This window comes from Bradyrhizobium sp. CB1015 (assembly GCF_025200925.1).
Lineage (GTDB): Bacteria > Pseudomonadota > Alphaproteobacteria > Rhizobiales > Xanthobacteraceae > Bradyrhizobium.
This window is the reverse complement of record NZ_CP104174.1, coordinates 1129708-1141853: the sequence shown is the minus strand read 5'-3', so window position 1 is coordinate 1141853 and position 12146 is coordinate 1129708. Positions and strand designations below refer to the sequence as shown.

10 protein-coding genes are annotated in these 12146 nt (G+C 64.6%); 4 read left to right on the top strand and 6 right to left on the bottom strand.

The window, feature by feature from the left end; translation table 11 throughout:
- Positions 1 to 332: 332 nt before the first annotated feature.
- Together N2604_RS05240 and N2604_RS05235 are read left to right on the top strand one after the other, a co-directional pair.
- The gene (locus tag N2604_RS05240) at positions 333 to 1064 is read left to right on the top strand and encodes a transglutaminase-like cysteine peptidase (RefSeq protein ID WP_260374124.1); all 732 of its coding nucleotides are present in this window, start codon (positions 333 to 335) and stop codon (positions 1062 to 1064) included.
- A gap of 178 nt (positions 1065 to 1242) precedes the next feature.
- Positions 1243 to 2358: a lysozyme inhibitor LprI family protein gene (locus N2604_RS05235; RefSeq protein WP_260374123.1), complete on the top strand. Its 1116-nt coding sequence runs from the start codon at positions 1243 to 1245 to the stop codon at positions 2356 to 2358.
- A 399-nt stretch (positions 2359 to 2757) separates the two neighbouring features.
- Here N2604_RS05235 and N2604_RS05230 read toward each other — a convergent pair whose 3' ends face one another.
- From N2604_RS05230 to N2604_RS05205, 6 genes are all read right to left on the bottom strand, one after another.
- The gene (locus N2604_RS05230; protein ID WP_260374122.1) at positions 2758 to 3957 is read right to left on the bottom strand and encodes an ABC transporter substrate-binding protein; all 1200 of its coding nucleotides are present in this window, start codon (positions 3955 to 3957) and stop codon (positions 2758 to 2760) included.
- A gap of 75 nt (positions 3958 to 4032) precedes the next feature.
- Positions 4033 to 5871 (bottom strand): long-chain fatty acid--CoA ligase, encoded by a 1839-nt coding sequence (locus tag N2604_RS05225; protein WP_260374121.1) that lies wholly within the window; start codon positions 5869 to 5871, stop codon positions 4033 to 4035.
- A gap of 93 nt (positions 5872 to 5964) precedes the next feature.
- Entirely contained in the window at positions 5965 to 6753 is a 789-nt protein-coding gene (locus tag N2604_RS05220) for an ABC transporter ATP-binding protein (RefSeq protein ID WP_260374120.1), read from the bottom strand.
- Positions 6754 to 6756: 3 nt separating this feature from the next.
- Positions 6757 to 7515: an ABC transporter ATP-binding protein gene (locus tag N2604_RS05215; protein ID WP_197953824.1), complete on the bottom strand. Its 759-nt coding sequence runs from the start codon at positions 7513 to 7515 to the stop codon at positions 6757 to 6759.
- Positions 7512 to 8663 (bottom strand): branched-chain amino acid ABC transporter permease, encoded by a 1152-nt coding sequence (locus N2604_RS05210; protein WP_260374119.1) that lies wholly within the window; start codon positions 8661 to 8663, stop codon positions 7512 to 7514. The genes N2604_RS05215 and N2604_RS05210 overlap by 4 nt, the downstream gene beginning before the upstream one ends.
- A 5-nt stretch (positions 8664 to 8668) precedes the next feature.
- Complete coding sequence (locus N2604_RS05205) at positions 8669 to 9544, bottom strand: branched-chain amino acid ABC transporter permease (RefSeq protein WP_260374118.1); 876 nt, start codon at positions 9542 to 9544, stop codon at positions 8669 to 8671.
- A gap of 273 nt (positions 9545 to 9817) precedes the next feature.
- Here N2604_RS05205 and N2604_RS05200 point away from each other — a divergent pair, with 273 nt between their 5' ends.
- The gene (locus N2604_RS05200) at positions 9818 to 10567 is read left to right on the top strand and encodes an ABC transporter ATP-binding protein (protein WP_260374117.1); all 750 of its coding nucleotides are present in this window, start codon (positions 9818 to 9820) and stop codon (positions 10565 to 10567) included.
- Positions 10564 to 12093: a permease gene (locus tag N2604_RS05195; protein WP_260374116.1), complete on the top strand. Its 1530-nt coding sequence runs from the start codon at positions 10564 to 10566 to the stop codon at positions 12091 to 12093. The genes N2604_RS05200 and N2604_RS05195 overlap by 4 nt, the downstream gene beginning before the upstream one ends.
- Positions 12094 to 12146 lie beyond the last annotated feature (53 nt).

The window sequence follows — 12146 nt, the reverse complement described above, 5'->3', positions numbered from 1 at the left end:
TGCGGCAAATACGCCGTTAAATCTGTGACCCAACTAACAGAACCCGTGAAAATAGCGGGCCGTTAGCCATAGCGGCCAGATTCGGCGGCTATCGCAACTCGTGCCTGCAATTGGTTCCATTTCGCGGCAGTGAAGGGTGTCCTAGCCTCCGAATCGTAAAATTTTACGCAATTCGGACGAGCCCGATTCAGCCTGCCACCCGGTTTTGAGACCCCTGCCGGGCGCATTAAGCAGAACAAAACGGCCCGTCTCGCACTATCTCCGCGAAAGCAACAAAGCCCGGCACGTCGAGATCGAGGGGGATCTCGCGAAGCCTGGGAAGGGGATGTCAGATGGAGACCGCTGCTCGCTCGCGCGCCTGGCGCGCAATCCTTGTCATGTGCGGCTTGATCCTGCTCGGATCGGCCGCCGAGCTTCGCGCCGGCACGCTGCTGTCGCCGGGCGCCGGCGCCCTCGTGCGCAGATCCGCCGAGCCGTTCGGCGTGTTCGCCTTCGCCATTTCGTCCGGCAACCTGCAGCAGAAATGGTCCGCGCTGAAGGACAAGCTCGACGACGACATGGTGCAGCTCGCGCTGTGCGACGGCGACCGGGACAATTGCGCTTCACCGGCCGCGCTCGAGCTGCTCGCCATCGTCGACCAGGCCCGCGCCCGCGACGGCCGCGCGCGGCTCGGCGAGATCAACCGCGCCATCAATCTCGCCATCCATGCCGCCAATGATGGCACCGCCGACGTCTGGAGCTCGCCGCTTGCGACTTTCGCGCGCGGCGCCGGCGATTGCGAGGACTATGCCATCGCCAAGCTGGCCGCGCTGCGGCTGGCGGGAATTGCCTCTGAAGACCTCCGCATGGTCGTGGTGCGCGACGTCAGGGCCGGCGAGGCGCACGCCATTGCCGCAGCAAAGCTCGAGGGCCAATGGCTGATGCTCGACAATCGCCGCATGGCGATGGTCAGGGACGACGCGACGCGGAGCTATCAGCCGCTGTTCGTGCTCCATCAATCGGCCGTGCTGAAATATGTCGACGAGCCGGTGCAGGTCTCGATGGCGGCCGCTGAAGCGCGTTGATTGCTCGTAGCCCGGATGGAGCGGCAGCGAAATCCGGGACTCTTACCACTCGCGCCGGCCCCGGATTACGCTTGCGCCCCATCCGGGCTACAGACCTTCCACTGCTCGTCCCCACAAACCCATTTCACCGCGCAAGACCAGACGCTAGCATGGCGCCTTCCGTGCGGGGGCGACTGGAATGCGATTCATCGTGCTGTCTGTGCTTGCGCTGCTGGCATTGCCGGCGGTGTCCGCGTCCGCGCAATCCGACCGCGCGATCGCCGACAGGCTGCCGCTGTTTTCCAAGAACAACTGCCAGCAGATTCGCGACCCCGGCAATCAATTGTTCTGCGGTGATGCCACGCTTGCCGCAGCCGCCGAGAAGCTGAGCACCGCGATCGAGGCGCGGCTCGCACGCCTTCCGGATCGTCTGCCGGCGATCGAGGAGAATGCGAACTGGGTCCGCCAACGCAACCTCAGCTGCGGCATCGTCGGGCAGACCGCGATCCGCCCCGACGAATTCGACCGGGTCAAGGCGTGCCTGCTCAGGGTCACCGAGGAGCGCGCCGCGATCGTTCGCGATCCGGATTTCGACTGCCTTGCGGCCAACACCGCGGCGGGCGCGGTGATCTGCGCGGACCCCTCGCTGGCGCTTGCCGAAACCGAGCTCAATGGCCAGGTGCTCGGCCTGATAGGCAAATTGGACCCGACCGCGGCACGCTTTGCCTTCGCCGAACATGGACGGTGGACACGCGAGCGCGACCGCAAATGTAATCTGGTCGGCAAGGAGAACGTGCCGCTGCATGAGCTGGAATCCGCGGAGGACTGTCTCGCCGAACATTTGAGGCGCAAGACCGACGAAATCCGCGCCGCGAAAGGCGATCCCAAAAAGGTGTTCGGCCGGCAGGTCGCGGCGCGCTCGCCCGACACCGACGCGGTCGATTTCTGCGCCGCGCGGATTCATGCGGCCAATTCCTGCGGCAATTTCCTGCGCATCAACCGCGTCTATGCGCTCGACAGCCAGGTGAGCGACCAGGAGGCGCAGGTCACGGGCGAAATCGAGATGGCCGTGCTCGCCCCCTTCACCGTGTGCAGCAAGGTCGCATCAACCTGCACCGGCACCTGCTGGGACGCCACGACGGGCCGTCCGCAGCAGGGAGCCGGCAACAAGGCGCGCTCCGCAGACGCCTTCAACGTCACGCGCCGGCTGAGGATCCAGCGAACCTTTGCCTTCGTCAAAGCCGCCGACGGCTGGCGCTGCCGGGAAGACGAGCTCGCCCCGGTGAGCTCGGGCACCGCAGGCGGCGGATCGTAGGGTTCTTACCCTCCCCTGAGGGGGCAGGGCTATCGCATTGAGAGCTTTTCCCTGCAGTCATCCTTCGAGACGCCCGCTTTGAGCGGGCTCCTCAGGATGAGGGCGGAGTGCGCGGCAGCAGTTTCAACGAGCACTGACGCTGATTAGCCTCATCCTGAGGAGGCGCGTAAGCGCCGTCTCGAAGGACGAGGCGTGCGCACGGGCCGCCGCCACAAGTCATATGCGATCGCCCTGCCCTGAGGGGGAGGGTCGCTACGCATGAAGCGAAGCGGAATGCGTAGCGGGGTGGGGTGACAGTCTCTCGACAATCCAACAGTGCCCGCGCCGAGAGATCACCCCACCCCGCTCGCGCTGCGCGCGATCGACCCTCCCCCTCCAGGGGAGGGTGAACGAGAAGCATCAGAACATCAGATTGTCCTTCACCAGCACCCAGCGGCCGTTCTTGACCTGCTGCACCTGGGTGATGGTGGTGGCGAGGTGGTTGGTCTTCGAGAACACCGTCGGCGGCGAATTGAAGATGTCCTGGAACTTGTCCCCCGACTCCAGCGCGTCGAGCATCTTCTGCCCAGTCAGATCCTTGCCAGCCTTGTTGGCATAATGCGCGAACGTCATCACCGCGTTGTAGCCGATGATGGCCTGAGTGTTGGCGTCGGTGCCAAACATCTTCTTGTAGTTGACGAGCCAGTCCTTCACCTTTCCTTTCGCGGTGTCCTCATAGGGAATTTCAAAGTTCGAAGCGGCATACAAGCCTTCCACCACTTCCTTGCCGAGCGCCGGCACTTCGAGCACGTTAACGGGCGTGGCACCGAGGAAGGTGACGTCCCATCCGAGCTTCTTGGCTTCACTCATCGTGCCGATCGGCTCACGGAGGACCGCACCGAGCACGACGAGGTCGCAGCCGTCGGATTTCATCTTGGCGACCTGCGCGCTGAAATCGGAGGCGCCGCGCTTGTAGCTCGTGATTGAGGCCGGCTGCATCTTCATGGCGGCGAGCTGCTGGTTGAAGCCGTCGAGCACGTTCTTTCCGTACTCGTCGTCCTGATGCATGATGCAGGGCTTCTTGAAACTCTTCGCCTCAATCATGTATTTGAGCGCTGCGCGCGTGCTCTCGACATAGGGCAGCAGATTGTTGAACTTCAGCCGCTCCTGCGGCTTGGCCGGATCGAACTTGTAGGTGAACTCGGCCGCGGTCAGCGGGAAGAGCTGCATGACGCCGGCGTCGAGCAGGATATCCTGCGCGGCGAGCACGGTGGGCGATCCCATCGGCCCCACCATCGCGAAGATCTTGTCGCGCTCGATCAGCTTCTGCGAAGCCAGCACGGCCTTCTTCGGATCGTAGCCGCTGTCCTCGATCACCAGGCGGATCTTGCGGCCGTTGATGCCGCCGGCAGCGTTGATCTCCTCGACGGCCATCTTCATGCCGTTGGAGACCGGCACGCCCCAGCCCTTGATCGGACCCGACAGGTCCTGATGGGTGCCGATGACGATCTCGGTCGCCGAGATGCCTTCATTGGTGACCTTGGTTTGCGCGACGGCCGGCAGACAAGTGAGCGCGATAGCGCCCATAGCAAGGCCGAACGCGTGGAACGACTTCGACATTGACGTCTCCTCTCCTTTTGGGCCCGTATTGTGCGAAGGGCGGGGCCATCGCTCCCTCGCTTTTTCGAAAGGTATTCACGCCACCGCGCGCTCGCCATACATCGCTTCGATCTCGGCGGCGTAGCGCTTGTTCACGAAGCCGCGCTTCAGCTTCATGGTCGGCGTCAGCTCCTCGTCTTCGGGAGTGAGCTGGCGCTCGATCAGGTAGAACCTCTTGATGGTCTCGACCCGGGCAAAATTGCCGTTGACCTGTTCGATCTCGCGCCCGATCAGGTCCTGGATCTCCCTCGCCCGGCACAGGCTGGCATAATTGGTGAAGGGGATGTCGTGATCCTGGGCGAACTTCTCGACGTTCTCCTGGTCGATCATCACGAGGCAGGTGAGATAGGGCCGCTTGTCGCCGATCACGACCGCGTCCGAGATGTACGGCGAGAACTTGAGCTGGTTCTCGATCTCGGACGGCGTGATGTTCTTGCCGCCGGAGGTGATGATGATGTCCTTCATCCGGTCGGTGATGCGGACGAAGCCTTCATTGTCGATAGTGCCAACGTCGCCGGTGTGCAGCCAGCCGCGGGAATCGATCGTCTCCGCGGTCTTCTCCGGCTGGTTCAGGTAGCCCATGAACAGGAAGTCGCCCCTGATCAGGATCTCGCCGTCGGGCGACAGCGCGACCTCGCCCCAGGGCACCGCGGTGCCGACCGAGCCGAGCTTGATCCTGTCCGCCGGCATCATGGTGGCGACCCCGCAATTCTCGGTCTGGCCGTAGACCTCGTGCATGTCGATGCCGAGCGCCAGATACCAGCGGATCAGCTCCGGTGCGATCGGGGCTGCGCCGGTGAATGCGATGCGGCAGCGGTCGAGCCCGATCATGCGGCGGATGTTGCGGAACGCGACCAGGTAAGCGATGCGGTTGGCGATGCGCAGCGACAGCGGCGGCGCCCTCCCCTCGAGCCGGCAATCGACCATGCGGTAGCCGATGCCGATGGCCCGGCGATAGACCCATTGCTGCAGCGGCGTCGCATCCTTCAGCGCGATAGTGATGGCGGAATAGAATTTTTCCCAGATGCGCGGCACCGCCAGAAAGGCGGTCGGCTGCACCTCGCGCAGATTGTCCGGCACGGTTTCCGGGCTTTCGGCAAAATTCATCACCGAGCCGAGCGCGACCGAGATGTAGTAGCCGCCGACGCGCTCGGCGACGTGGCAGAGCGGCAGGAAGACCAGGCGGTCCTCGTCCTCTCGCGCCGGGATGAAGTCGTTGGCGTGCCGCATCTGGTGGGTGACGCTGCGATTGGCGTGCATCGCGCCCTTGGGCGGCCCGGTGGTGCCGGACGTATAGACGAGGATCGCGAGATCGCCGGCGCTGCGGCTGTCGATCATCTCCTGCCACAGCGCCTCGCGGCCGACCATGTGGTTGCGGCCGAGCGCGCGAAACTCGTCGAACGACATCACCATGTCGTCGGTGAAGCCGCTGAGGCCCTCCATGTCGAACACGACGATCTTCTGCAAGCTCGGGCAGCGCGCGCGGCAGGTGAGAATCTTGTCGAGCTGCTCCTCGTCCTCGGCGAAGATCACCTTCGTCGCGGAATCGTTGATGAGATACTCGACCTGGGACGACGAATCGGTCGGATAGATTCCGGAGGACACGCCGCCGGCGCACAATATGCCCATGTCGGCGTAGACCCATTCGGGCACGGCATTGGCGACGATGGAGGCGACGTCGCCGGGCATGAAACCGACGGCGCGAAGCGCGTAGGCGATCTCTTTCGAGATCTCCAGCCACTCGCGCCAGCTCGTCGGCTGCCAGATGCCGAACTTCTTCTCGCGAATCGCCGGCCTGTTGCCCCGCGTCTCGGTGGCGCGCAAGAAGCTCTTCGCGATCGTATCAGCGACCGTCAGCACCGCCGGTCGGGCCATGCACCTCTCCTCCTAGTCGCCTTTCCCTCCGCTGCCTGCCTTGCCGGCGGTCTTTGCGCTGGAGGGGTTACCCATCTAACGCCAAGTTCTCTTCTAACGCCAAGTTTTCTTCTTTTTCCAGCGCCGTTCGCCTCTGGCGCCCGCTTCCTTGGCGCCAAGGTAAAATTCCTGGATGTCCTGGGAATGCATCAAGCGGTCGCAGCTGTCGTTCATCACGATGCGGCCGATCTCCAGCACATAGCCGTAATGGGCGGTTTCCAGCGCCACCTTGGCGTTCTGCTCGACCAGCAGGATCGACATGCCCTGCTCCTCGTTGACCCGGCGGATGATGGTGAAAATCTCCTTCACCAGCAGCGGCGATAGGCCGAGCGAGGGTTCGTCGAGCAAGAGCAGCGTCGGCCGGTTCATCAGGGCCCGGCCGATCGCCAGCATCTGCTGCTCGCCGCCGGAGAGCTGGCCGGCCGGCTGGTTGATGCGCTCCTTCAGGCGCGGGAAATAACCGTAGACGCGCTCCATGTCCTCGGCGACGCCGTCCCGGTCCTTGCGCGGATAGGCGCCCATCATCAGGTTCTCACGCACCGAGAGGAACGGGAACACCTCCCGCCCCTCCGGCACGTGGCTGAGGCCGAGCCGCACGATCCGGTCAGCCTCCATGCGCTGGATCGGCTTGCCCATGAACTCGATCGCGCCCTTCTGCGGATCGAGGATGCCGGAGATGGTCTTCAGCACCGTGGTCTTGCCGGCGCCGTTGGCTCCGAGCAGCGTGACGATGCGGCCGCGCGGCACTTCCAGCGAGATGCCGCGGATCGCCATGATCGGCCCGTAATAGCTCTCAATGTTGGAGAGCTTGAGGATGATGTCCGGGGTCGCCGCGGCGTCCATGCGTCAGGCTCCCAGATATGCTGCGACGACGTCGGGGTGCTGCTGCACCTCGGCGGGCGAGCCCATTGCGAGCACCCTTCCGTAGTTCAGCGCTATGACGCGATCGGAGACGCGGTTGACCAGCGACATGTCGTGCTCGACCATCAGCACGGTGACGCCGAGCTCGCTCTTCATGTCGCGGATCCAGAACGACATGTCGTCGGTCTCCTCGACATTGAGGCCGGAGGACGGCTCGTCGAGCAGGATCAGCTTCGGCTCCGAGCACAATGCGCGTGCCAGCTCGATCACCTTGCGCACGCCGTAAGGCAGTCCCGAGATCAGCTTGTCGCGATAGGGTTCGAGGTCGAGGAACTCGATGACCTGCTCGACCCTGCGGCGGTGCACCTTCTCGTTGGCCCGCACGCTCGGCAGGAACAAGAGCTCCTGCCACAGCTGCGTCGTTGAATGGCGGTGGCGGCCGACCAGAAGGTTCGACAGCACGGTCGCGTTCTCGAACAGCTCGATGTTCTGGAAGGTGCGGGCGATGCCGAGCTTGGCGATGTCGTAGGGCGGCTGCTCGGTGATGTCCTGGTCCTCGAAGAAGATGCGGCCCGAGGTCGGCCGGTAGATCCGCGAGATCAGGTTGAAGATCGAGCTCTTGCCGGCGCCGTTCGGCCCGATGATCGAGAGGATCTCGCCCTTCTCCACCGCGAACGAGACCGCATCGACCGCCTTGAGGCCGCCGAAATGCAGCGACAGGTTCTCGGCGCGGAAATAACTCATCGGTTGCGCTCCGACTTCACGTAGATCTTCTGCCGCTTGAAGGTGGCGCGCTTGTAGAGCGGGAACAGCTGGAAGAAGAGCTTGATCTTGAGCCAGCGGCCGTAGAGCCCGAGCGGCTCGAACAGCACGAACAGCACGATGATGATGCCGTAGATCGCGCCCTTCAGCCCGTTGAGCGAGGCGAAGGCCGCGACCTTCGCCTGGATGTTGCCCGCAGTCGATGAGCCCGCCCCGAAGGTCGCGGCAATGCCGGCGATGATGCCGGGCATGTCGTCCTTCAGGTAGGTGAGGAACGGATCGATCATCACGATGAAGATCGCGCCCAGAACTGCGCCGTGCAGGCTGAAAGTGCCGCCGATCAAGATCACGATGATGAACTCGATCGAGAGCTGCAGCGTGAACATCTCCGGCGAGATGAAGGAGAGCTTGTGCGCGAAGAGGACGCCGGCAAAGCCGGTGATCGCGGCCGAGATCGCGAAGGACTTCACTTTGTAGAGCGCGACGTTGACGCCCATGCTGCGCGCCGCGGTCTCACTGTCGCGGATCGCGACGAAGGCGCGGCCCGTCGGCGAACGCAGCAGATTGAGCGTGCCGACGATGGTCAGCACCAGCACGGCAAGGCAGAGGTAATAGAAGGTCGGGCTGTCGCGCGGAACCGCGACGCCGAGCAGCGACAGCGTCTTGACCCGCATGCCCTCGTTGCCGTGGGTGACGCTCTCCCACCGCGCCAGGATCTCCTCCACGATCAGTGCAAACGAGATGGTGGCGATGACGAGATAGATGCCGGTGAGGCGCAGCGCCGGGAAGCCGACCATCGCGCCGATGATGCCGGTCAACAGTCCGGCGGCGAGGAAGTAGACCGGGAACGGCACGTTGTATTTCTGCAAGTAAGCCGCGGTGTAGGCCCCGATGGCGAGAAACGCCGCGTGCCCGAGCGAGGCCTGCCCGGTGAAGCCGGTCAGGATCAGCAGCGCCACGCCGACGGTCGCATAGATGCAGACGAAGACCAGCTGGCTCATCAGATAGCTGGAGAGCACGTAAGGCGCGATCAGCAGCAGCGCGAGCAGGACGCCGTAGGTCACGACGTAACCCGAGTGCGGGAACAGCTTGATGTCGTCCTCGTAGTCGGTCTTGAACAGGAAGCGCATAGCGTTCAGACCTTCTTGCGGACGTGGAGGCCGAACAGGCCCTCGGGCTTCAGCAGCAGCACGGTGAGCAGCACGATGTAGGGCGCGACGTCCTTCCAGCCCTCGGGCAGGTAAAAGCCGGCCATGCTCTCGATCACGCCGATCAGGACGCCGCCGACCACGGCGCCCGGGATCGAGCCGAAACCGCCGAGCACGGCGGCGGGAAACGCCTTCAGGCCGAGCACGAGGCCGACGTTGGAATGGATGAAGGTGATGGGCGCCAGCAGCACGCCGGCACAGGTCGCGACCGCCGCGCTGATGGCCCAGACGACGGACACCACGCGCTTGACCGGAATGCCCATGTAATAGGCCGCCAGCATGTTCTCGGAACTGGCGGGCATCGCGGTGCCGAGCGTGGTCTTGTTGAAGAACAGCCAGAGCAGCGTGCACAGAATCATCGTCGCCGCGATCACCGAGAGCTTGTCGTAGGCGAGCACCAGCGAGCCCATGCGCAGCACGCCCTGGCTGAACGGCGTCTCGATCTTCAGGTCGTCGGTGCCCCAGATCATGCCGGCGACCGAGCGCAGGAAATAGCCGAGGCCGATCGTCGCCATGATGATGGAGAATTGCGGATAGCCGAGGATCGGCCGCACCACCACGCGCTCGGCCAGCATGCCGAACAGCGCCATCGCCGCCACCGCACCGGCAAAGCCGATCCAGTAGTTCAGGCCCATCATGCCGATGAAGGTGAAGGCGAAGAAGCCGCCCAGCATCATCAGGTCGCCCTGGGCGAAATTGACGACCTCGGTGGCCTTGTAGACGAGCACGAAGCCGAGCGCGATCAGGCCGTAGACGCAGCCGAGCGCAACACCGCTGACCAGCTGCTGAACGAAATCCAGCATCGCCGCGCATCCTCCCGATGCAACCGGCGGGTTCTTTTGGCCGCCTTGCCGCATCTTGTGTCCAGTCGCTACGCAGTCGTTTCGCCGCGTTCGCGCCATTTGTCCGGAATCAATTCAGCCCGAACGCCCGCGCGCTGTCAACAAACGGTGACTTGTCGGGATGCCTTGCCTTTAGTCCAATCCGGTTGGCGGAATTTGCGGCAGTGCGATTCACGGTGCCGAAACATCTTCGGGTCATGGTCGCGGGCGATGCAAACCGGATGGGTGGCCGTCATGGAGCCGGACAGCTCGGCCCTGGAAGTCCGAGGGTTAACGAAGCGTTTTGACCGTCTGGCGGTCGACAGCCTCGATCTCACTATTCACGCCGACGAATTCTATGCGCTGGTCGGCCCCAACGGCGCCGGCAAGACCACGACTTTGCGCATGGTTGCGGGCCTGCTCAGGCCCGATGCCGGTGCCGTCTCGATCTTCGGCATCGATGCGCTCCAGGACTCCGTCGCCGCCAAGCAGGTGATGGCCTGGGTCTCCGACGAGCCCATGATCTACGACAAGCTCACCCCGCTCGAGTATCTTGAATTCGTCGCCGGCCTCTGGGGCATCGCGCCGTCGGTTGCGCAACCGGCCGCCGAGGAACTGCTCGATTCGCTCGGCCTCGAGGCGCACCGCCACGAGCGCTGCGAGGGCTTTTCCAAGGGCATGCGCCAGAAGGTCGCTCTCGCAGGGGCGCTGGTGCACGACCCCCGCCTCATCATCCTCGATGAGCCGTTGACGGGGCTCGATGCCGTCTCCGCCCGTCATGTGAAGGGCCTGCTCAGCGCGCGTGTCCGCGCCGGCTGCACCGTCATCATGACCACGCATATCCTGGAGGTCGCCGAGCGCATGGCCGACCGCATCGGCGTGATCGCCTCCGGCCGCCTCGTCGCCGAAGGCACGCTCACCGAGCTGCGCCAGCAGAACGGCCATGCCGACACCAGCCTGGAAGATCTCTTCATCGCGCTGGTGACGCTTCAGGAAGCGGCATGAGCTCGGCCACCGCGCTGTCCTGGTTCGCCCGCCACGAGCTGCGGCTCGCCTGGCGCGAATGGCTCGCCATGATGACGGGCGGGCGGCGCAAACGGGCGCGCGCGGCAATGATCGGCCTGTTGTGCTTCGCCGCGCTGCTTCACCTGCCGGCCTGGGCGGTGATCGGCCGATTCGCCGACCTGCAGCTGCCGCTCGACAAATCCTCGCTGATCGTGATTTCGGCGACGATCTTTCTCGCCTGGACCTTGATGCTGTCGCAGGCGATCGAATCGGTGACACGGGTATTTTACGCCCGCGCCGATCTCGACCTGATCATGTCCTCGCCGGCGCGGCTCGCCAATCTGTTCTCGGTCCGCATCGCCGCGATCGCGCTGACCGTCACCGTGCTCGCGCTGCTGTTCTCGACACCCTTCATCGACGTTCTCGTGATCGGCGGCGGCGCGCGCTGGCTCGCGGCCTTCGGCGTCGTCATCGCGATGGGCCTGTCGGCGGCGGCGATCGCGATCGCCGTCACCATTCTCCTGTTCCGGCTGATCGGCCCGGCGCGGACGCGCCTGATCGCCCAGATCCTCGCGGCGATCATCGGCGCGGGCTTCGTGATCGCGCTTCAGGTCGCGGCGATCATGTCCTACGGCACGCTGTCGCGCTTCACCATCCTGACCTCGGGCCGCCTTGCCGCCTACGCGCCCGACGTCGACAGCATCTGGTGGTGGCCGGCGCGGGCGGCGATGGGCGACAACGAGGCGCTGTTGCGGCTTCTCGCGCTCGCTCTAGTGCTGCTCGGCAGTGTGATGGCGATCTTCTCGCACCGCTTTGCCGACACCGCGATCGATGCGGCGGCCTACGCCACGTCGGGCCGCGTCCATGCCAAGGAACGCCCGTTCCGTGGCGGATCGCGCCAGCAGGCGCTGCGTCGCAAGGAATTCACGCTGCTGTGGCGCGATCCATGGCTGATCTCGCAGACCTTGATGCAGCTGCTCTATCTGGTGCCGCCGGCGCTGCTGCTCTGGCGCAACTTTGCCGACAGCTCGGCGGCGCTGACGCTGATCACACCCGTCATCGTCATGGCGGCCGGACAGCTCGCCGGCGGGCTCGCCTGGCTGACGATCTCGGGCGAGGACGCCCCCGACCTGGTCGCGACCGCGCCCTTGCTGCCGTCCGGCATCATCCGCGCCAAGATCGAGGTGGTGCTGATCGCGATCGCCGTGATCTTCGCTCCGCTGCTGGCGGCGCTGGCGTTTGCCTCGCCATTCCAGGCCGCAATCAGTGCCGGCGCGATAATCATCAGCGCGGCCTCGGCGACCGCGATCCAGCTCTGGTTCCGGGTGCAGGCACGGCGCAGCCAATTCCGCCGCCGCCAAACGTCCTCGCGGCTGGCGACCTTCGCCGAGGCCTTCTCCTCGATCGGCTGGGCCGCCACCGCCGCACTGCTGCTCGCCCTACCGCTGGCGGGCCTCATCAGCGGCCTGATCACCGCAGGCCTCGTCGCCGTCACGTGGAAGTTCAGCCCGAAGCGCGAGCAATAGGTGCGACACTGACGCGCTGTTGATCCCACCCCATTGGCGAGGCTCCGCTTTGC